We start from the raw sequence: 19,721 nt of genomic DNA on the forward strand, positions 1-19,721 counted from the left end.
TGTCCGCCCAAATGGGCCTATCGCCTGGCTAGGCGGCAGCCTCGGCCAAAGCTTAATCGCGCGCTATCTTTTTTATAGCATCAACGACTCAAGCCGTCGCGACCGGCACCGGCTTCTCGATGCCCACCAGTTCTCCCGTCGCCGCAGGCATCGGTGGCGGCGTAACCAGCGCGTTCTGCTCTTCCCGCACGGCAATGGTCTTTTCGCGCATGAGCACTGCGCCGAACATGGTGCTGAAGGCCACGTCCTTGGCGTCACGCCCCGTGCCGACGCGAACGAGCCGATCCACCGGCGCGAGCTGTGTCGGGTCGAACAGCACCCACTGCCCGCCCAGCCACGCCTCGAACACGGCATGGAAATCCTGCGGCGGTTCGCTGAACCAGACATAGCCCACGACCAGCCGCGCCGGAATGTTCAGCGCGCGGCACAAGGTGACGCCCAGGTGGGCGAAGTCGCGACACACGCCCGCACGCTGCACGAACACTTCGCGCGCTGTGGTCGTCGAGTCACTGCTGCCCGGCTCATAGGCGATGGTTTCGTGGATCCAGTCGCAGATCGCCTGCACGCGGCCGATGCCTTGCGGCAGGTCGCCGAACAACTGTTGCGCCGCGCGTGCCATGACGTCCGACTCGCAATAGCGCGTGGGCATCATGTAGTGCAGCACGTCGTTGGGCAACTGGTTCACCGGCACCTCGTCGAGCAAGGCCGGGCGATGCACGGCAGCGCGCCGCACCGTCGCCTTGTAGTGAACCATCAACGGCCCCGGCGCCGCGTCGAAGCGCACGAAGCGGTTGCCGTTGTTCTCGTCGCAAAAAGTGCGCACCTCCACAGGCGGCTCGATGCGCAGTTGCTCCTGCAGGGGCGTCTGCCCGTCCCAGCGCGCGGTCTCGACGTTCAACAGGAAATGCGCCGGCGACTTGACTTCATAAGACAGAACCGCTTCGATGTGAGATGTGTGCATGGGGACTCAGGTTGCGTGCTCGAGCACGTTCTGCATGGACGAAGATGAGGAAGACGAGCGCGTGTCGCGGCGACGCTTGCGGTCTTGCATCACCTTCCAGTTCATCTGCGTCACCTGCAGCACGCGTACGACGCGCTGCGCAGGCGACAGGTCAGAAACCGAACGCCTGCGCGGCCCTTGAACAAGCGATAGCGGAGGCATGTCAGTCCAGCGCTTTCTTGACAGCGCCGACCCCCAAGGCCGCGAGCACGAGAAACACGACGGCCAGGACCAGGAACAGACCGAACAAAACCTTTGCAATGCCGGCCGCGCCCGCAGCCAAACCACCAAAACCGAGCGCACCTGCCACCAGCGAAATGATCGCGAAGATGATTGCGTACTTCAACATGAGAGACCTCCTGAATGCGGCGTCAAAACCGCGAGTGGAGCCAGCGTATGGAGCATGGGCACCCCATCCCATCGGCTCGCCGCGCAATGGCCCGTAGGACAAGCTCGCGCGGCGCAGGCGCTAGGATGTGTGCCCGTTCGCCCATCCATGCCAACCCTGGAGAAATTGCATGAAGCTCTACTACTCACCCGGTGCCTGTTCGCTTTCGCCGCACATCGCCTTGCACGAAGCCGGCCTTGCCTTCGAACCCGTGCTGGCCAGCACCAAGAGCCACAAGCTGCAAGACGGCACCGACTACTACGGCATCAATCCGCTGGGCTATGTTCCGATGCTCGAACTCGACGACGGCACGCGACTGCGCGAAGGCCCTGCCATCGTGCAGTACATCGCCGACCAGGTGCCGAGCAAGAACCTCGCGCCAGCCGCGGGCACGATGGGCCGCTACCGCCTGCAGGAATGGCTGACGTTCATCGGCACCGAAATCCACAAGACCTTCAGCCCGCTGTTCAACCCGGCCACGCCCGAGGAATACAAGGTCATCTCGAAGGACAAGCTCAAGAGCCGCTACACGTGGCTCGACGGCCAGCTCGCCGGCAAGCAGTACCTCATGGGTGACCACTTCAGCGTGGCCGACGGCTACCTGTTCACCGTCACCAACTGGACCAAGCCGACCGGCATCGACATCAGCGGCTTCCCGAACCTCTCGGCATGGCACGCCCGCGTGGGCGCACGCCCAGCAGTGCAGGAAGCGATGAAGGCGGAAGGCCTGCTGAAATAGGCGTCCGGGCCGCGCGGTGCCTTATCAATGGTGAAGCGCGCGCTGGCGTGAGGCCAGCGCGGCGGCGAGCCACAGGGTGCCGGCCGAGACGATCAGGCCACGTGCCAGCCCGCCGGCGCCGTCGGAGATCCATCCGGTGACCGTCGGCCCCACGATCTGCCCCAGCGCGAAGGCGATCGTGAAGGCACTGATGCCGTGCGCCCAATGCGCTTGCGGCAGGTTGTGACGCACGAGCGCCGTGGTCGACGCCACCACCGACAGGAACACCGCACCGAACATCACGCCGGACGCCAGCGCCACCGGCAAGGACGGGTTGAGCACCGGCAGCAAGGTCGCGACGCCCAGCATCATGTTCAATATCGCTTGCGGCTGGCCGCCCCGGAAGCTGTCGAGCAAGCCGGCCCACAGGCGCGACGACGCCACGCAGGCCACGCCGAGCAGCGAATAAAACAGCGTGATGAAGCCCGCGCTCGCGCCCTGCTCGCGCAGCAGCGCAATGATGAACGTCATGTACCCGATGTAGCCCGCGCCGAAGAGCGTGTAGCCAGCCAGCGCCCAACCGAAGCGATGCAAGGGCACGGGCGGCGGCTGCGGCGTGTCTTTGTCCGTTGCCGCGGCGGTGACCGCGCCCTGCCCCGCCATCACGCGCGCCGCCCACGCCAGCAAGGCGGTGCCCACGGCACTGGCCAAGGCCAACGCCCACCAGGCCCAAGCCCATCCATGGATCACGCCAGCGGCGGCCTGCAACACGGCCGGCACCATCAACGCCGACAGCAGGATGCCAAAGCCCGTGCCGCCGTAGTAGAGCCCCAGCAGGAAGCTGCTGCGCGAAGGCTGCGTCGCGCCCAGCCGCGCCGCGAGCAGGCCGCCGGCCACGAACACCCAGGCGCTTGCAAGCCCCGCCAGCAAGCGCTGCAGCAACAACGCGGGGGCGGCCGTCACGAATCCGCTGCCGGCCATGAACACACTCGTGAGCACGGCGCCGACGACCAGCAACCGGGTCGCGCCATGGCGCCGCATCAGCGCCGGCGTCATCAGTGCGCCGAGCAGATAGCCGACCGCATTGGCGGTGTTCATGCCGCCCGCCAGCGCGTAGCTCCAGTCGAGGTCCGCCCGCATTGGCGGCAACAGCAAGCCGTAGGAAAAGCGCGCCAGCCCGAGCGACACGGCCGCGCCCATCGACAGCGCAAGTGCCACCCACAACGCGCGCTCAGTCGTCATCGCGGGCTGCATGGAAATGGTGGAGTGGATGGAGTCATCGGGCGTGCGAAAGCATTCTGCGGCATCGCATGGCGGGCTTGCACATTCGCATCCGTTTCTTCCTAGCACCAAAGCCACAACCCCACCGCAGCACGGTTGCCGCCGGCGCCGTACGCTGGGCGCGTTTTCTTCGCAACCCGGGAACCCAAAACAATGACCACGCTTTTCGACCCCGTCCAGGCCGGCGACCTGCATCTCGCCAACCGCATCGTCATGGCACCGCTCACGCGCAACCGCTCGCCCAACGCGGTGCCGCGCGACATCACGGCCACCTATTACGAGCAGCGCGCCAGCGCCGGCTTGCTCATCACCGAAGCCACCGCCATCAGCCACCAGGCGCAGGGCTATGCCGACGTTCCCGGCCTCTATGGCAGCGAGCAACTCGATGCCTGGAAACGTGTCACCGACGCCGTGCATGCCAAGGGCGGCAAGATCGTCGTGCAGCTGTGGCACGTGGGCCGCGTCTCGCACACCGAACTGCAGCCCGATGGCGGCAAGCCCGTCGCGCCCTCCGCAATCACGGCCAAGACCAAGACCGTGCTCATCAAGGACAACGTGCCCACCTTCGTCGCCACCTCCGAGCCGCGCGCGCTCAAGGCCGAGGAACTGCCCGGCATCGTCCACACCTACGCGGCAGCCGCGCGCAACGCGGTCGAGACGGCCGGCTTCGACGGCGTCGAGATCCACGGCGCCAACGGCTACCTGCTCGACCAGTTTCTCAAGACCGGCAGCAACCAGCGCACCGACGACTACGGCGGCAGCATCGAGAACCGCGCCCGTCTGCTGCTCGAAGTGTCCCGCGCCATCGTCGACGCGGTGGGCGGCGGCAAGGTCGGCATTCGCCTGTCGCCCGTCACGCCCGCCAACGACGTGCGCGACGACAACCCGCAACCGCTGTTCGACTACGTGGTGAAGCAACTCGCCCCGCTCGGCCTGGCCTACATCCACATCATCGAAGGCGCGACCGGTGGTCCGCGGGAAATCGAAGACCGCCCGTTCGACTACGAAGCGCTGAAGGCCGCCTACCGCGCCGCCGGCGGCAAGGGCGCCTGGATGGTGAACAACGGCTACGACAAGCCGCTGGCCGAAACGGCCGTAAAGGAAGGCGACGACCTCGTGGCCTTCGGCAAGCCCTTCATCTCCAACCCCGACCTGGTTCGCCGCCTGCGCGAAAACGCGCCGCTGAACGAACTGGACAAGGCGACGATGTACGGCGGCGGCGCCGAGGGCTACATCGACTATCCGGCGCTCGCCTGAGCACGGAAATCAAGGCGGCTTGACGGCCCTCGCGCCGTCAGCTCCGAAGGAGCGCACTCATCGCGAGTGCGCCCTTTTTTGTTGGCACTTGCAACGAATGTTGCGCGTGTGCGTCATCGCGCAACGCCACCGCACGCTTGTCGTTCTGGCGACCCATCGCATCACGTTTCGCTGGCAAGAATCACTGCCAGTGCCCAAACCTCCGGGCACTGATTCTGACAACCACAAACGGAGACTTGAGCGATGAAAAGAACGACCGGCAGCAAAACCCTGGCCGCTGCGGCGATGAGCGTTGTGTTGACCAGCGGCCTCGTGGCCTGCGGCGGCGGTAGCGGCAGCAACAACACGCAAGACACCACCCCGCCCGACACACGCACGGCCATCCAATCCGTCACCGTATTCGGCGACAGCCTGAGCGACGTGGGCACCTACAAGGCCGCCACCGGCGATCCGGCGAACCCCGGCAAGTTCACCGTCAACCCCGGCAAAGTCTGGGTCGAGAACATCGCTGATTTCTACGGACTCACGGTGAGCCCCAACCGCTCGCTCACGCTCGACGCCACAGCCAGCGGCAACGCGTCGGCAGGCGTGGGCACGGCCACAGTCATCGGCGGCAACGGCTATGCCGAAGGCGGCGCGCGCGTCGATGCGCTGCCCAGCGAAAGCGGCATCGGCAACAACCAGCTCGTGGCACCGGTCTCGCAACAGGTCAACCGCTACCTGGCCGCGCACAGCAAGTTCCCGTCGAACGAACTCGTCATCGTGGACGGCGGCGGCAACGACACCTACGCGCAGTTCAGCGCGGTGTGCTGGGGCACGGAAGACAACGGCCCGGGCACCGGCTACGGCGGCACGAATGCGACGACCCTTGCCATCGCGACGTCGCAGATCGAAGCAGCTGCCAACGCGCAGGTCGCCAACATCAGGAAGATTCACGACAACGGCGCACCCGTGGTGCTGGTGGCGGCGGCGTCGGACTGGAGTGGCAATCCCTTTGGCGCCTACTACCTGAGCAGCGCGTACCAGGCGACCGGTTGCTACACGCCCGTGCCCGCCTCGCAGATCACCGCGTGGACGACGACCTTCAACCGGATCCTCAAGGCGGGCATCGCCGGCCTGTCAGGCGTCACCTACCTGGACATCGCACCGGAGATGGCGGACGCGGTGGCGAACCCCGGCAAGTTCGGCCTGGTCAACGTCACGGCCCCGGCCTGCGTGCCCAGCAGCGCCGCCTTCTGCACCAGCGCCACGCTCGTCGCGCCGGACGCCGCACAGACGTACCTGTGGTCTGACGCGTTCCATCCGACGCCACGCGGCCACAAGATCTTCTCGGACGCAGCGCTGAACCTGCTGAAGTCGACGACGAAGAAGCCGGGCTGAGTTCCGCGCGATCGCACGGCGGCGCGGCTACGACTTGCTGCGTGCCGCCGGCCGCCAGCGCCTGAGCAGCAAGGCGTTGGTCATCACGCTCAAGCTGGACATGGCCATCGCCGCACCGGCCACCACCGGGCTGAGCAAGCCCAACGCGGCCAGTGGAATGCCGGCCACGTTGTAGGCGAAGGCCCAGAAGAGGTTCTGGCGGATCTTCGCCACGGTGCGCCCGGACACGTCCAGCGCATCGGCCACCAGCGCCAAGTCGCCTCGCATCAGCGTGATGCCGGCGGCTTCCATGGCGACGTCGGTGCCGTTGGCCATCGCGATGCCGACATCGGCCGCCGCCAGCGCCGGTGCGTCGTTGGCGCCGTCGCCCACCATCGCCACCACATGGCCGCGATCGCGCAGCGACTGCACGGCAGAGGCCTTGTCGCCGGGCAAGACCTCGGCTCGGACATCCTCCGCGGCAATTCCGACCCGCGCCGCAAGCGCCTGCGCCGCGCGCCTGTTGTCGCCGGAGATCATCACGACGCGAAGCCCGCGCTCGCGCAGGCGCATCACCGCTTGCCGGGCGCCCGGCTTGGCTTCGTCCGCAAAGGCCAGCAATGCGCGTGCGTGCGCTGCGCCCGCCTCGTCAAATTGCAGCAGGACCGACACGGTCTCGCCGCGCTCATGGAAAGACGCCAAGTGGACTGCATCGACGGTGGCATCGAGCGCGTCGGCCCAGCGCAGGCTGGCAATGGCCCAGTCCTGCCAGGACGGGTGAGCATCGCCGGGCACCTGCACTCGGCCGCGCACGCCGCGTCCGGGCAATGCATGCAGATCACGCGGCGCAATCGGTGCGATGCCACGCTGCGCCGCCGCCGCGACCACTGCGCGCGCCAGCGGATGCTCGCTGCCGCTTTGCAGGCTGGCCGCGATGGCCATCAAGCTGTCGGCGCTGGCGGCCTCCCCTGCGTCCGACGCCAAAGGCACCAGGGCGGTGAGCGTCGGCTTGCCCAGCGTCAACGTACCTGTCTTGTCGAATGCGACGGTATCGACGCGATGCGCCAGTTCGAGCGCACGCGCGTCCTTGACAAGGATGCCGCGCCGCGCCGCCACGCCGGTGCCAGCCATCACCGCCACCGGCGTCGCCAGGCCCAAGGCGCAGGGGCAAGCAATCACCATCACCGCGACGGCGTGGATCAACGACGCCTCGGTGCCCGCGCCGTAAAGCAGCCAGCCCGCCAGCGTCACCGCGGCAATCAACAGCACAACCGGCACGAACACTGCAGCCACCTGATCGACCAGGCGCTGGATGGGCGCCTTGGCCGCCTGCGCATCCTCCACCAGCCGGATGATGCGGGCCAGCACACTCTCCGCACCGACAGCGCGCACCTCGACCACCAAGCGGCCTTCGCCATTCACCGAGCCACCCGTAACGCCTGATCCCGGCGCCTTGGCAACGGGCAGCGGCTCGCCGGTGAGCATCGACTCGTCGACGCTCGATTGGCCTTCGATGACGCGGGCGTCGGCCGGCACGCGCTCACCCGGCCGCACGGACAACCGGTCGCCGCGCAGCAGCTCCGCCACCGGCACGTCCGACTCGCCCGTCGCGCCAATCAGGTGTGCAAGCTCAGGCCGCAACGACTGCAGCGCGCGAATCGCCGACGTCGCCTGCCGCTTGGCGCGCACCTCCAGCCATTTGCCCAGCATCACCAGCGTGATGACGACGGCGGATGCCTCGAAGTACAAATGTGGCGTCACACCCGCGGGAGCCCGCCACCACAGCCACAGCGACAGCCCGAACGCGGCGCTCGTTCCCAAGGCCACCAGCAGGTCCATGTTGCCGGTGCCGGCCTTCGCGGCATGCCAGCCTGCGCGATAGAAGCGCGCCCCCAGCCAGAACTGAACCGGTGCGGCCAGCAACAGTTGCACCCATGGTGCAAGCATCCAATGCAAGCCGAGGAGTTCACCCAGCATCGGCGCCAGCAAAGGCACGCACAACACCAGGCCCGCGGCCACGGGGGCGAAGCCCGCCCAGGGCGATGCGTCATGCATGGACGCTTGCGAAGCAGCATCGCGCGGCTCATAGCCGGCCGAGCGCACCGCCCTGCGCAAACGCGCGTCCATGTCAGGCGCCGGGGTCGCGACGACACGCGCCGATTCCGTCGCCAGATTGACGGTCGCGTCCTGCACGCCGGGCACTTGCCTGAGCGCGCGCTCTACGCGCTTCACGCATGACGCGCATGTCATTCCCGCCACAGAAAGATCCAGCAATTGCGGCGAAGCGTCCGAAGTAATCATCTTGAGAGCCTAAGTGCACACACGATGCTAAGGTCAAGTGTTCTCTTGACCTTTACACCATGTCAGGGTCAAGACTCGAACCAGCCAATAGAAGGAGCATGCAAGGTGAGCCAGGAATTACAGGTTGAAGGGATGAGTTGCGCACACTGTGTCAGCGCAGTGCAGAAAGCCATCCTTGCCATTGACCCGCAAGCCGAAGTCCGCGTCGATCTTGAAACCGGTCGCCTCGAAACCTCGAGTGAACAACCGCGCGAAGCCCTGATCGCCGCCGTCGCGAACGCGGGGTATGAGGCACGATGAGCGCTGATACGCCCGAACTGCTACCCGTTCCGATCAGCGAGGCAGCCCGACAGTCCGGGGTTTCCGCCCGAATGGTGCGCCACTACGAGGGCTTGGGCCTGTTGCCCGCCGTGGCACGCACCGACGGCGGCTACCGCCAGTACACGGCGGCGGACGTCCACACGCTGCGCTTCATCAAACGCGCCCGTGACCTGGGTTTTTCGATGGACCAGATTGGCGAGCTGGTCGATCTTTGGCACAACAAGCGCCGCGCCAGCGCCGGCGTCAAGCGCATCGCGGAAGGCCATCTGGCCGAACTGACGCAGCGGATCTCGGCATTGCAAGGCATGCAGAGAACGCTCCAGGTGCTGCTGGACAGCTGCGTGGGGGATGAGCGTCCCGAATGCCCCATCCTGGACGACCTCGCCGGAATCAACGTCGCTCGCGCATCTCCCTACTGATCCCTTGCCTATCCGAATGGCCACTTGCGCACTAATTCACGCCAGCCGATGATTCGTAACGTCATGTGAGTACTCTTTACGGACGAAACAAATGTCATTGCAAAGCGCAGCCATGAGGACGGTGGGGCCCTTGATCCCCCGCCCGGTCCGCAGTGCCCTGCAAAAGCGGCGATTCTTCAGCGCGCGCGACTGGCGCAACCTCCATTGGGGCGTTTTCGACTCCTTTGAAAGCGCCAACGAGTTCGTTCGGTTGCACGGCGAGGCGCCACGTTTCGAAATGGATCAACACAAGTGGCTAACAGATAAACAGGTTTTGTTACCGCATGACTACCCCCCGCTGTTCTGGTTAACCCGCATTTTTCAGTCGCCAGTTGGTCAGAATTTCACCCGGGTACTGGATTTGGGCGGCAGCGTCGGCGTCACCTTCCTGGCGTTCAAGCCCTATCTTCAGTTGCCGCCCAACCTGCGTTGGGAAGTGTGCGAACTGCCAGACACCGCTGAGTTCGGCCGCCAGGTGGCCCGTGACCGCGGCGAGACGCAACTGAGCTTCACGACCGATTCAAAGGCAGTCGACGGCGCCGACATCCTCTTCACCGCCGGCACCATCCAGTACATCGACACGCCGCTGCACCAGACGCTCGGCGGCTTGGCCAACGCGCCGAAGCACGTCCTCATCAACCGCCTGCCGTTGACGCCGAACGCCAGCTTCGTGACCTTGCAAAACAGCGGCATTGCCGTGTGGCCGTACCACATCCTCAATGACACGCAGTTCGTGCAGGCGATGAAAGGGATTGGCTACCGCGTGGTCGACCGCTGGAAGTGCCTGCAGAACTCCACGAGCATTCCGTTCCACCCCGAGCACACGCTCGACCATTTCCACGGCTTCTATTTCGCGCACGAGAGCGTGGCCTGAATCGGGCGGCGAGCGTGGGCGGTGGCCCGCTACCATCGGCCCCATGTCTTTCCAGCTCCGAGTCCTGATCGCCGAAGACGAATCCGGCATCGCGGACACCCTGCAATACGTGCTCAAGAGCGACGGCTTCGCGCCGGTGTGGTGCGCCACCGCGCAAGAGGCGATGGCGCAGTTTGCCGCCGAACCGCCCGCCATCGCCATCCTGGACGTGGGGCTGCCCGACATGAACGGCTTCGAGCTGTTCAAGCGACTGCAGGCCATCAACCGCGAGAGCGGTGGGCCGGAAGTGCCGATGCTTTTCCTGACGGCGCGCAACGACGAGATCGACCGCGTCGTCGGCCTCGAACTGGGCGCGGACGACTACATCGCCAAGCCCTTCTCGCCCCGCGAACTCGTCGCCCGCGTGCGCACGATCTTGCGGCGAAGCGGACGGACCCACGGAGCGCCGGAACGCACGGCTACGACTGCAAGTGTCGTCGCTCCCGAAAGCGCTGCACCGCCCGCCAAGCCCTTCGTGCTCGACGTGGAACGCATGCAGATCCGCTACTACGGCCGCCTGCTCGAACTCTCGCGCTATGAATACGGCCTGCTGCGCCTGTTGATCCAGCGACCGGGCCGCGTGTTCACGCGCGACGAATTGCTCCAACAGGTCTGGGACGATGCCAGCGACAGCTTTGACCGCACCGTGGATGCGCACGTCAAGACGCTGCGCGCCAAGCTGCGCGAGATTGCGCCGCAAGTGGAGCCGATCCGCACCCTGCGCGGCACCGGCTACGCGCTGAACGAAGACCTTCCGACACGGCTCACGTGACGATGAAGAAAACGCGCGACAGGCCGACGGCAGGCGCGGTGTCGCGACGAACGCGCATCTTCATCGGCATCCTGCTGATCTACACCGCCGGCATTGCGCTGCTGCTTTATCGCGTGGTGGCGGACATCGATCCGCGCTATCGCGAATCGGCGGAGGAGTCGCTGGTCGAAATGTCCCAACTGATGGCGAGCATGGTCGAGCAGGACGTGATCGCCGGCGCCATCAACGTCTCGCGCCTGGAGCCGATGTTTCGTTCGGCATATGCGCGACAGTTTTCGGCGCAGATCTACAACCTGCACAAGACGCATGTCGAGATGCGCGTGTACGTCACCGACCGAAAGGGCCGCGTGATCTTCGATTCGACGGGCCGCGAAACAGGCGCCGACTATTCGCAGTGGAACGACGTCACCAAGGCGCTGGCGGGCCTTTATGGCGCACGCACCACGCGCGACATCCAAGGCGATCCGCTGACATCGGTGATGTACGCCGCCGCTCCGATTCGCTGGGGTGACGAAATCGTCGGCGTGGTGAGCGTGGGCAAGCCGGTGCAGAGTTTCGGCCAGTTCGTCGATGACGCACGCGCGCGCACGCTGTGGGTTGGCGTGGGCTCGGCGCTGGCCCTGTTGCTGCTTGCGATCATCATGTCGGTGTGGCTCGTGCGGCCCTTTGGATTGATCTCGGACTATCTGCGCTGGATGCGCATGCAGCGCACCTTGAGCCCATCGCGCATGGTGCGCCGTGCCATCGACACCTTGCGCAGTGGCATGGGCGAGATGCGCGATGCACTGACCGGCCGCAGCTATGTCGCCGACTACGTGCAGACCTTCACGCACGAGATCAAGAGCCCGCTCTCGGCGATTCGGGGTGCGGCAGAGCTTCTGCAGGAGAGCGAGATGCCCCCGGCGGAACGCGAGCACTTCCTGGGCAACATCACGCGCGAGACGCAGCGCATCCAGGAGATCGTCGATCGCATGATGGAGCTCACCGCGCTGGAAACCCAACGCGCACTGGAACGAAGCGAAACGGTGTCGCTCGCGCCCTTGCTGCAAGAGGTGGCGGCGAGCGCACAAGGCGCTGCAGCGGCGCGCCAGATCCGCTTGCACGTGGCCATTGACAGTGGCGCACGCGTGGAAGGCGATCCCTTTCTCCTGCGTCGTGCCGTGAGCAACCTGCTGGACAACGCCATCGATTTTTCACCGCCGGACGCGGAGGTGGCGTTGGCCTTGCACGTGGGCTCACGCGAGGCGCGCATCACGGTGCGCGACCATGGGGCTGGCATTCCGGAGTATGCGAAGGACCAGGTGTTCGAGAAGTTCTATTCGTTGGCCAGGCCGCACAGTCAGAAGAAGAGCACGGGCTTGGGTCTTGCGTTCGTGAAGGAGATTGCGGCCTTGCATCGTGGGCGGGTGGAGCTTGCGAATGCGCCGCGTGGTGGGGCGCTGGCTACTTTGACGTTGCCGTTGTTGTCGCACTAGTCTTGTTGCGGTGCGTGGGGGCGCGTCGGCGGACGGTATGCCTGTGGGCGGCTGACGCCTCGGGTCCTTCGGACTTCGCTGCTGCTCCTCAGGAAAGGCGGGGTCCGCAGAACTCGCTGCACTTCGTTCCGCTCAAACAGCTGCGGCCCTCTTTCCGCCTTTCCTTGCGGTGCTCGCCCGAGGCTCAACAGCCGCCCACAGGCATACCGCCCACCGACGCTGGGCACGGTGGGGGTGAACTGTCCGCATCAACAGCCGTCACCAAGGGAAAGAGTGCGCGCACCGCTGGCGCTACCCACTGCGCTTGAGTGACGCGCAGTTCCGACAGAACGATCCACACTGTTCGCGCCTCCCCGGAGCCCGGCATGCGATGGCCGCTGGGCGCCGCCTCTGTGGCGCTGAGCAGCGCAGCGTTTCGCGGGATCAGGATCGCAGCTGTTTGAGCCGCAGGCGAGTTCTGCGAGACCCCGCGAAACGCGAGCAGCGCAAGGCAGTCCCGCAGGGACCGCCACAGTGAAGGCGCCCAGCGGCCATCGCATGCCGGGCGTCCCCTGAAGCGAGCGCCACAACCCAAGCAAACAGCCAAAACAACCTACCGAAACAAATCCAGAATCCGGCTGCGCTCCAGCAACGACGGCACAGGCCCCACCGGCCCCGCAGCCAGTGACTCCGCCGACGCAACGTCTTCGCTCTCAACACCCAGGCTCGCAATCCCGCGCCCCGGCGTGTAGTCGTCGTAGTACCACTCGCCATCGACCATCGCCACGCCATCGGGCACGGACATCTTCGACACTGAAACGCCCTTCAACGCCGCCTGCATGTACCCCGTCCACACTGGCAGGCTCAAGCTGCCGCCCGTCTCGCCGCGAACGCCGAGTTGACGCGGCGTGTCGTAGCCAATCCACGCGACACCCACCATCGTCGGCTGAAAGCCCGTGAACCACGTGTCGACCGAATCGTTGGTCGTGCCTGTCTTGCCGTACAGGTCTTCACGCTTGAGCGCTTGATACGCCCTGGCGCCCGTGCCACTGCGCACCACGCTCTGCAACAGCGAACTCATGATGAACGCATTGCGCTGCGGAATCGCGCGCGTGCTGTCGTCGCGCGCCGGCGCCTGCGCCTCGAACAACAGCTTGTCGCGGTAGTCGGTGATGCGCGTGACCAGCGTCGGACTCACGCGATAGCCACCGTTGGCAAACACGCCATAGCCCGCGGCCATCTGCATCGGCGTCACCGAGCCTGCGCCAAGAGCCATTGGCAGATACGCAGGATGCTTGTCGGCTTCGAAACCGAACTTGCCAATCCAGTCTTGCGCGTAGTTGGTGCCGATCGATTGCAGCACGCGAATCGTCACCATGTTCTTCGATTGCTCCAGCGCATGGCGAAGCGTCATCGGCCCTGCGAATGTCCCGTCGAAATTCTTCGGCTCCCACGGCTTTCCGCCCGTCGTTCCGCGGTCGAAGAAGAGCGGTGCATCGTTGACCAGCGTGCCCGGCGTGAAGCCCTTCTCCAACGCCGCCGAATAGATGAATGGCTTGAAGCTCGACCCCGGCTGCCGCCACGCCTGCGTCACATGGTTGAACTGGCTCTTGCCGAAATCGAAGCCGCCCACCAGTGCCTTGACCGCACCATCGCGCGGATCGAGCGCCACGAATGCGCCTTCGACCTCGGGCAACTGCGTGATCTCCCACGCACCCGCAGCCGACTTCACGACACGCACCACCGCGCCGCGACGAATGCGAACGTTCGCCGCCGCGCGTTCCGACAACGCCGGCTGCACAAGACGCAGGCCCTCGCCCACGATCTTCAGCACCTCGCCATCGCGGCGCACCGCCTTCACTTCCTTCGTGCTCGCCACCAGCACCACGGCCGCGAACACATCGTCGTGGTCCGCATGGTCGGCCAAGGCAAGGTCCACCGCGTCATCCAGATCAGCGGGAGAAGCGTCGGCAGCGGGCAGTTCAACCCGCGCCTGCGGACCGCGCCAGGGCTGACGCCGCTCGTAGTCCAAAATGCCACGGCGCAGCGCCTTGTAGGCAGCGGCTTGATCGGCCGCGACAAGCGAGGTGTAGACCTTGAAGCCGCTCGTGTAGGTGCTGTTGCCGTACTGCTCCTGCATCATCTGACGCACCGACTCGGCCACGTACTCTGCATGCAGCCGGCCCGGATCGGCGGGGTCGCGCAAATGCAGTTCTTCCTGCTTTGCCACCGCCGCCTGATCCGCCGTGATGGCACCCACCGCCTGCATGCGATCGAGCACATACAACTGACGCGCACGCGCCCGGCGTGGGTTGTTCACCGGGTTGTTCGTACCGGGTGCCTTCGGCAACCCGGCCAGCATCGCGGCCTCTGCCAGCGTGATGTCTTTCAAGGGCTTGCCGAAGTAGGTCTCCGATGCAGCGGCGAAACCATAGGCGCGATTGCCCAGGTAGATCTGGTTCAGGTAGATCTCCAGGATCTGGTCCTTGCTCAGCCCTTGCTCCAACCGCAAGGCGATCAGCGCCTCGCGAAACTTGCGGCTCATGGTTCGCTCGGAGCTCAGGTACACGTTGCGCGCCACCTGTTGCGTGATGGTGGATGCGCCCTGGTGCACGCCATGCCGGAGGTTGGCGAGCACTGCGCGCGCAAGCCCGATGGTGTCCACGCCGCCGTGTTCATAGAAACGTGCGTCCTCCACCGCCACCACGGCATCCTTCATGGCCTTCGGGATCTCGGCCATCGGCACGAGGTTGCGGCGCTCTTCGCCAAACTCACCAATCAGCACACCCTCGGACGAATACACGCGCAAGGGCAACTTGGGCCGGTAGTTGGCCAGCTCGGACACGTCGGGCAAGCTCGGCGAGATCACCGCCGCCGTCACGCCGAGCCCCAGCACGAGCGCAGCGACGCCACCGGTCACCGCGGCGGCGCCCCACAACAAGACTTTCGAGGGCGTGAGTTTTCGGTTCAGGGCAGGCACGGGTTCATTCTTCTCGGGTCATATCGATGCTGACATCTTCAACGCAGTTGCAGAAGCACATGTGAAGGACTTGGCCGCATTCACTTCACACAGACTTCACACAACGCTGCCCATTTCTCCAACAGTCTTCCCACTGCCTTCGAGTCCGCGTCCGACAGTGACCGCCGTGCACCGTTGCACGACCACATCGAGGGAACGAGGACATGAAAGCGAATGCAACAACAACAAGATCAACAGGCAGGCGCGGCCGATGGCTCTGGCTTGCGACCGTGTGGCTGGCGGGCATGGCCTTCGTGCTGCTGCTCGCACGACCGCTGCACGCACAGGAAGCACCTTCATCGCGCGAGAAGACCGAGAGCCCCTACTTCTTCGTCAAGAGCGACGACCCTTCGCTGGATCGCCTGCCGCTCAAGCACACCGACGTCGACGTCAAGATCTCCGGCGTGATTGCCGACGTGCGCGTCACGCAGACCTATCGCAACGAAGGCACGCGCGCCATTGAAGCGAAGTACGTTTTTCCGGGTTCGACACGCGCTGCGGTCAACGGCCTGAGCGTGCGTCTGGCGGACCGGCTCATTACCGCGCAAATCCGCGAGAAGCAACAGGCGCGCACCGAGTACGACAACGCGAAGCGCGAAGGCAAAACGGCCGCGCTGCTGGAACAGCACATGCCCAACGTGTTCCAGATGAACGTCGCCAACATCCTGCCGGGCGATGAAGTGAAGGTGGAGCTTCGCTACAACGAACTGCTGGTTCCGCACGCCGGCAACTACCAGTTCGTGTTTCCCACGGTCGTGGGGCCGCGCTACAACAGCCCGCAATCGGGCAACGCGCAGGCCCAATGGGTTGCACAGCCGACCTTGCGTGCCGGCGAGGCGCCGAACACGGCATTCGCGCTGAAGGTCGCGATCGACACGCCGATCGGCATCAAGGAAATCCGTTCGGGCACGCACGCGATCGACGTTCAAAAGAAGAACGACGACTCCACGCACGCCGATGTGCAACTCGCGGCGGACGCGCACAACGCCAACAGGGACTTCGTGCTCGACTACCGCCTTGCCGGCGCCACCATCGAGTCGGGCCTCATGCTCTACAAGGGGCAAGGCGACAAGGCCGAGAACTTCTTCCTCGCGATGGTCGAGCCGCCCAAATCCATCGCGGCCAGCGTCATCTCGCCGCGCGACTACATCTTCGTGGTCGACATCTCCGGCTCGATGCACGGCTTTCCGCTGGACACCGCAAAGAAGGTGCTCGAGCGCCTCATCGGCGGACTGCGGCCCAGCGACACCTTCAACGTGCTGCTGTTCTCGGGCAGCAACAAGATGCTGTCGCCGCACTCGGTGCCCGCCACGCGCGCCAACATCGACCAGGCGCTGGCCACCATCGAGCGCTTTCAGGGCAGCGGCAGCACGGAGCTGATTCCCGCACTCCATCGCGCGTACGCAGAGCCCAAGAGCGACAAGGTGTCGCGCACCATCGTCGTCGTGACCGACGGCTACGTGACGGTGGAGCGCGAAGCCTTCGAACTGGTGCGCAAGAACCTCTCCAAAGCCAACCTCTTCGCCTTCGGCATCGGCAGCGCCGTGAACCGCGAGCTGATCGAAGGTCTGGCGCGTGCCGGCATGGGCGAGCCTTTCGTCGTCACCGACCCGATCCAGGCGCCGGCCCAAGCGGCGCGCTTTCGCCGCATGATCGAGTCGCCGGTGCTCACGCAGGTCAAGGCACGCTTCAACGGCCTCGACGTGTACGACGTCGAACCAGCCGCCCTGCCCGACGTGCTGGGTGAACGCCCGGTCATCGTCTTCGGCAAGTGGCGCGGCGAGCCCAACGGCAGTGTCGTCATCGAAGGCCAAGGCGCGGAAGGGCCCTATCGCCGGGAGTTGCGCATCGAGGCAGGCACGCGCCAGGACGCCGTTGCGCTGCGCAGCCTGTGGGCCCGCCACCGCATCGCGAGCCTGAGCGATCAGGAAGCGCTGGATGGCTCGAAGGCGCTGAAGCAGGACATCACCGACCTCGGCCTGCGCTACAGCCTGCTGACGCAGTACACCAGCTTCATTGCCGTCGACCAGGTGGTGCGAAATGCCGCGCCGCAAGCCAGCGCCAGCGTCGACCAGCCGCAACCCCTGCCCAAGGGCGTGAGCGAACTTGCGCTGGCGCAAAGCCCCGGTGCGGAAGTGCCGAGCACGCCGGAGCCTGAAAGCCTTGGCGCCATCGCCGTGGTGCTCTCGATGCTGGCGATGCTGCGCCGGCGCGCGCGACGCCTCGATGCACGTCGCCTCACGCACTGAAGGAGGTGCGCCATGTCTCTCACAACATTTGCTCAAACGCACCCGCGCCTCTTCGATGCCGGCATTCATCTCGACCGCGCGCCGGCCGCCGCATGGCTTGGCTTGCAGGCGGCAGCGCTGGCGCCGACCTGGTGGTGGATGGCTTGCCGCATGCACGATGGCTCGGACGATCCGCTTGGCCTGCTCGCCATCGGGGCCCTCGCGCTGCTGGCGTGGTCGCATCGCCGCGAGTTGCGCGCAGCGCCACGGCTCGGATGGTTTGCCATCGCCGCGCTCGGCACGTTGGCCGCCACGCTGCTGCGCACCGGCGCGGGCCCCTTGCCTGCACTGCCGCCACTGGCCGCGGGCCTGATCGCGGTGCTGGCCATCGCAGCCGCCTTGCTCGCGACGTTGCCCCGGCGTGTCGCCGCATGGCCGGTCGTTGGTCTGGCGGTGCTGGCCTTGCCCTTGCTGTCCTCGCTGCAGTTTTACGCCGGCTATCCCTTGCGCGTGATCACGGCGGAGGCCAGTCGCTGGCTGTTGGCGCCGGGCTTCGACGTTGCGCGCGAAGGATCGAGCCTCTTGGTCGACGGCCAACTCGTGATCGTCGATGCGCCTTGCTCGGGCGTGCAGATGGCATGGCTCGGATACTTCACGGCGTGTGCCGTCGCGCTGTGGGCGCGTCGCAGTGACCGCGCCTTCCTCCTGCGCCTGCCGGCGGTGGGCGTGCTGGTCATGGCGGGAAACATCGTGCGCAACAGCGTGCTGGTGGCCCTCGAAGGTGCTGGCCACACGCCGGCGCCATGGCTGCACGAGGCGCTCGGCCTGCTCACGCTCGCCTTCGTATGCGGCGGCATCGCATGGGTGATGACGACGTCGCGCAAGAAGCCGATGGCAGGCACGCGGCCGCGCCCCTTCGACCTCGCCCGCGCCCGCGCCGCATGAGGGAAACCGTCATGTCGGTCTTCACGAACACCTTCACCCACCGCATTGCACACAAGGCGGCGTTCGCGCTCGTCATGCTGCTGTGCATGGCCTGGTCGCTCGCCAGCGCGTGGCGCGCGCCGGCAGCACTGGCAACTGTTGCCACCCGCGACGAATGGCCGAACCAGTGGGACGGCGCCATGCTTCGGCCGCTGGCCTTGAGCCCCGTGGAGCAACGCTTTGCCGAGCGCTTTCCGGGCGCCATGGCGCGCAAGACGGACGGGCGGCAAACGCTGGTGTTCCGCCAGGTGACTGCGCCCACGCGCATGCTGCATCCGGCCACCGATTGCTACCGCGCACTGGGATTCCGGATTCGCGATGCACGGCTGGAGCGCGATGCGCAAGAGCGCTTGTGGCGTTGCTTCGTGGCCGAGCGTACAGGCACCGGCAAGCTGCGCGTGTGCGAGCGCATCGTCGACGCCAGTGGCGTGGCCTTCACCGACACCTCGTCATGGTTCTGGGCGGCCACTGTCGGCACATCGGCGGGGCCGTGGCAGGCCGTGACCGTGGCCCATGCGATCGATTGAGCTGCGAGCACGGCGGTCGGCCGCTTCGCCGCGCTGGTGGGTGTCGGGCCTTGGGATGTGCTGTCGTGGGTGGCGCTGGGTGCGCCGGCGGTGGTGGCGTTGCGGTACTTTGCGAAAGCGTTGATGACCTGGTCTGCGTGAAAGCTGTCCGGCATGGACCGGAAGGGGTGCAAGGTTTTCCGCGGCCGCAAAGCAGAAGGGCCTCCGAGATGCCTCAGAAGCCCAGCGCCGGCCGCGACGTCGCGACCCATTTGGCTCCATTTTGAGTCAGACGTGAACCTCAAGCATTGGCTGGGCGCGAATCAGGCGGGCCGAAGCGACCCACCCCGGAAGTCCACACGTCTGCTGTCGGAACACACATCGCGCCGCGAGACTGGCACACTGGACTTTTCCACTCATGCGTCTGCCCGACCTTGAAACGCTGCCTCGCCGTCATCGCATTTGTCTTTGCAATCGACGTCTCCGCCCAACCGGAGCCGCCGTCGAATGCCGCCGACTGCAAGGCGCAAGAGGCCACGTTGACGCGCGACATCGACGATGCCCGCTCCAGGGGCCAGATGTTGCGCCGGCGGCAGCTCGCGGAATCCCTGGCCGCACTTCAAACGCATTGCGCGTCGCTCAGTTCCGGCGCCACGCGTGCCGAGCAGATCGAGCGGCAGGAGAAGGAAGTACGCGACCTGCGGCAAGAACTGCAGCGCGCCGAAGAACACTTGCGCAAGTTGAAGGAAGGCGCACCGTGAT

17 protein-coding genes are annotated in these 19,721 nt (G+C 65.8%); 12 read left to right on the forward strand and 5 right to left on the reverse strand.

The window, feature by feature from the left end; translation table 11 throughout:
• Positions 1-88: 88 nt before the first annotated feature.
• Both QTI66_RS05995 and QTI66_RS06000 read right to left on the reverse strand, forming a co-directional pair.
• Positions 89-961, reverse strand: a complete 873-nt coding sequence (locus tag QTI66_RS05995; RefSeq protein WP_286558143.1) for a transglutaminase-like domain-containing protein — start codon at positions 959-961, stop codon at positions 89-91.
• 202 nt (positions 962-1,163) lie between these two features.
• Positions 1,164-1,349 carry a DUF1328 family protein gene (locus QTI66_RS06000; RefSeq protein ID WP_286558144.1) on the reverse strand — a complete coding sequence of 62 codons (186 nt, stop codon included), beginning with the start codon at positions 1,347-1,349 and terminating at the stop codon, positions 1,164-1,166.
• 169 nt (positions 1,350-1,518) lie between these two features.
• On the opposite strand from QTI66_RS06000, the gene gstA reads away from it, so the two are divergent.
• The gene (gstA, locus tag QTI66_RS06005) at positions 1,519-2,127 is read left to right on the forward strand and encodes a glutathione transferase GstA (protein ID WP_286558146.1); all 609 of its coding nucleotides are present in this window, start codon (positions 1,519-1,521) and stop codon (positions 2,125-2,127) included.
• Between the two features lie 24 nt (positions 2,128-2,151).
• Here gstA and QTI66_RS06010 read toward each other — a convergent pair whose 3' ends face one another.
• Positions 2,152-3,348 (reverse strand): YbfB/YjiJ family MFS transporter, encoded by a 1,197-nt coding sequence (locus QTI66_RS06010; protein WP_286558147.1) that lies wholly within the window; start codon positions 3,346-3,348, stop codon positions 2,152-2,154.
• A gap of 192 nt (positions 3,349-3,540) precedes the next feature.
• Between QTI66_RS06010 and QTI66_RS06015 the strand changes: the two genes are divergently transcribed.
• Positions 3,541-4,644, forward strand: a complete 1,104-nt coding sequence (locus QTI66_RS06015; protein WP_286558148.1) for an alkene reductase — start codon at positions 3,541-3,543, stop codon at positions 4,642-4,644.
• Between the two features lie 243 nt (positions 4,645-4,887).
• Positions 4,888-6,024, forward strand: coding sequence for an SGNH/GDSL hydrolase family protein (locus tag QTI66_RS06020; protein ID WP_286558150.1), 1,137 nt, complete (start codon positions 4,888-4,890; stop codon positions 6,022-6,024).
• Between the two features lie 27 nt (positions 6,025-6,051).
• Here QTI66_RS06020 and QTI66_RS06025 read toward each other — a convergent pair whose 3' ends face one another.
• Positions 6,052-8,304 carry a heavy metal translocating P-type ATPase gene (locus QTI66_RS06025; RefSeq protein ID WP_286558151.1) on the reverse strand — a complete coding sequence of 751 codons (2,253 nt, stop codon included), beginning with the start codon at positions 8,302-8,304 and terminating at the stop codon, positions 6,052-6,054.
• A 105-nt stretch (positions 8,305-8,409) separates the two neighbouring features.
• On the opposite strand from QTI66_RS06025, the gene QTI66_RS06030 reads away from it, so the two are divergent.
• The 5 genes from QTI66_RS06030 to creC all read left to right on the forward strand — a co-directional run bounded on the left by QTI66_RS06030 (position 8,410) and on the right by creC (position 12,243).
• Entirely contained in the window at positions 8,410-8,604 is a 195-nt protein-coding gene (locus QTI66_RS06030) for a heavy-metal-associated domain-containing protein (RefSeq protein ID WP_286558153.1), read from the forward strand.
• Positions 8,601-9,044, forward strand: a complete 444-nt coding sequence (gene cueR / locus QTI66_RS06035) for a Cu(I)-responsive transcriptional regulator (RefSeq protein ID WP_286558154.1) — start codon at positions 8,601-8,603, stop codon at positions 9,042-9,044. The genes QTI66_RS06030 and cueR overlap by 4 nt, the downstream gene beginning before the upstream one ends.
• 91 nt (positions 9,045-9,135) lie before the next feature.
• Positions 9,136-9,957, forward strand: a complete 822-nt coding sequence (locus tag QTI66_RS06040; protein WP_286558155.1) for a methyltransferase, TIGR04325 family — start codon at positions 9,136-9,138, stop codon at positions 9,955-9,957.
• Between the two features lie 43 nt (positions 9,958-10,000).
• Positions 10,001-10,768 carry a two-component system response regulator CreB gene (gene creB, locus QTI66_RS06045; RefSeq protein ID WP_286558156.1) on the forward strand — a complete coding sequence of 256 codons (768 nt, stop codon included), beginning with the start codon at positions 10,001-10,003 and terminating at the stop codon, positions 10,766-10,768.
• Positions 10,769-10,806: 38 nt separating this feature from the next.
• Entirely contained in the window at positions 10,807-12,243 is a 1,437-nt protein-coding gene (creC, locus tag QTI66_RS06050; protein WP_286559020.1) for a two-component system sensor histidine kinase CreC, read from the forward strand.
• 592 nt (positions 12,244-12,835) lie between these two features.
• Here creC and QTI66_RS06055 read toward each other — a convergent pair.
• Positions 12,836-15,202 carry a penicillin-binding protein 1A gene (locus QTI66_RS06055; protein WP_444814952.1) on the reverse strand — a complete coding sequence of 789 codons (2,367 nt, stop codon included), beginning with the start codon at positions 15,200-15,202 and terminating at the stop codon, positions 12,836-12,838.
• A 203-nt stretch (positions 15,203-15,405) separates the two neighbouring features.
• On the opposite strand from QTI66_RS06055, the gene QTI66_RS06060 reads away from it, so the two are divergent.
• From QTI66_RS06060 to QTI66_RS06075, 4 genes are all read left to right on the forward strand, one after another.
• Complete coding sequence (locus QTI66_RS06060; protein WP_286558158.1) at positions 15,406-17,490, forward strand: VIT and vWA domain-containing protein; 2,085 nt, start codon at positions 15,406-15,408, stop codon at positions 17,488-17,490.
• Between the two features lie 12 nt (positions 17,491-17,502).
• A complete protein-coding gene (xrtQa, locus tag QTI66_RS06065; RefSeq protein ID WP_286558160.1) occupies positions 17,503-18,414 on the forward strand; it encodes an exosortase Q in 912 nt (303 codons plus the stop codon).
• 11 nt (positions 18,415-18,425) lie between these two features.
• Positions 18,426-18,980, forward strand: coding sequence for an exosortase Q subunit 2 (xrtQb, locus tag QTI66_RS06070; RefSeq protein WP_286558162.1), 555 nt, complete (start codon positions 18,426-18,428; stop codon positions 18,978-18,980).
• A 413-nt stretch (positions 18,981-19,393) separates the two neighbouring features.
• Positions 19,394-19,720, forward strand: coding sequence for a DUF1090 family protein (locus QTI66_RS06075; RefSeq protein WP_286558164.1), 327 nt, complete (start codon positions 19,394-19,396; stop codon positions 19,718-19,720).
• Position 19,721 lies beyond the last annotated feature (1 nt).

This window comes from Variovorax brevis, assembly GCF_030317105.1.
GTDB classification, from domain to species: Bacteria; Pseudomonadota; Gammaproteobacteria; order Burkholderiales; family Burkholderiaceae_C; genus Variovorax; species Variovorax brevis.

What these genes read in the sequence shown, in the direction of transcription:
- QTI66_RS05995 (WP_286558143.1), bottom strand. Translation starts at nt 961, where the DNA reads ATGCACACATCTCACATCGAAGCGGTTCTGTCTTATGAAGTCAAGTCG.
- QTI66_RS06000 (WP_286558144.1), bottom strand. Translation starts at nt 1,349, where the DNA reads ATGTTGAAGTACGCAATCATCTTCGCGATCATTTCGCTGGTGGCAGGT.
- gstA (WP_286558146.1), top strand. Translation starts at nt 1,519, where the DNA reads ATGAAGCTCTACTACTCACCCGGTGCCTGTTCGCTTTCGCCGCACATC.
- QTI66_RS06010 (WP_286558147.1), bottom strand. Translation starts at nt 3,348, where the DNA reads ATGACGACTGAGCGCGCGTTGTGGGTGGCACTTGCGCTGTCGATGGGC.
- QTI66_RS06015 (WP_286558148.1), top strand. Translation starts at nt 3,541, where the DNA reads ATGACCACGCTTTTCGACCCCGTCCAGGCCGGCGACCTGCATCTCGCC.
- QTI66_RS06020 (WP_286558150.1), top strand. Translation starts at nt 4,888, where the DNA reads ATGAAAAGAACGACCGGCAGCAAAACCCTGGCCGCTGCGGCGATGAGC.
- QTI66_RS06025 (WP_286558151.1), bottom strand. Translation starts at nt 8,304, where the DNA reads ATGATTACTTCGGACGCTTCGCCGCAATTGCTGGATCTTTCTGTGGCG.
- cueR (WP_286558154.1), top strand. Translation starts at nt 8,601, where the DNA reads ATGAGCGCTGATACGCCCGAACTGCTACCCGTTCCGATCAGCGAGGCA.
- QTI66_RS06040 (WP_286558155.1), top strand. Translation starts at nt 9,136, where the DNA reads ATGTCATTGCAAAGCGCAGCCATGAGGACGGTGGGGCCCTTGATCCCC.
- creB (WP_286558156.1), top strand. Translation starts at nt 10,001, where the DNA reads ATGTCTTTCCAGCTCCGAGTCCTGATCGCCGAAGACGAATCCGGCATC.
- QTI66_RS06060 (WP_286558158.1), top strand. Translation starts at nt 15,406, where the DNA reads ATGAAAGCGAATGCAACAACAACAAGATCAACAGGCAGGCGCGGCCGA.
- xrtQa (WP_286558160.1), top strand. Translation starts at nt 17,503, where the DNA reads ATGTCTCTCACAACATTTGCTCAAACGCACCCGCGCCTCTTCGATGCC.
- xrtQb (WP_286558162.1), top strand. Translation starts at nt 18,426, where the DNA reads ATGTCGGTCTTCACGAACACCTTCACCCACCGCATTGCACACAAGGCG.